This window comes from Burkholderia sp. HMSC10F09 (genome assembly GCF_001806955.1).
In the GTDB taxonomy this organism is placed as follows: Bacteria; Pseudomonadota; Gammaproteobacteria; order Burkholderiales; family Burkholderiaceae; genus Burkholderia; species Burkholderia multivorans.
The window spans coordinates 4,546-4,882 of record NZ_KV786520.1; the positions used below are offsets into that span (position 1 = coordinate 4,546).

Annotated in this window: 1 protein-coding gene; it reads left to right on the forward strand. The window is 64.7% G+C overall.

Annotation, left to right across the window (positions count from 1 at the left end; translation table 11 throughout):
- Positions 1-337, forward strand: a 337-nt coding sequence (locus tag HMPREF3115_RS32140; protein ID WP_256275969.1) for an AAA family ATPase, incomplete at both ends; no start/stop codon positions are given.

The following is a 337-nucleotide window of genomic DNA, read 5'->3' on the forward strand; positions in this document are numbered from 1 at the left end:
GCTGATCGGCGCGCCGCCGGGCTACGTCGGCTACGAGGAGGGCGGCTACCTGACGGAAGCCGTGCGCCGCAAGCCGTACAGCGTGATCCTGCTCGACGAGATCGAGAAGGCGCATCCGGACGTGTTCAACGTGCTGCTGCAGGTGCTCGACGACGGTCGCATGACCGACGGGCAGGGCCGCACGGTCGACTTCAAGAACACGGTGATCGTCATGACGTCGAACCTCGGCTCGCAGGTGATCCAGTCGATGACGGGTTCGCCGCAGGACGAGATCAAGGATGCGGTGTGGCTCGAGGTGAAGCAGCATTTCCGCCCCGAGTTCCTGAACCGGATCGAC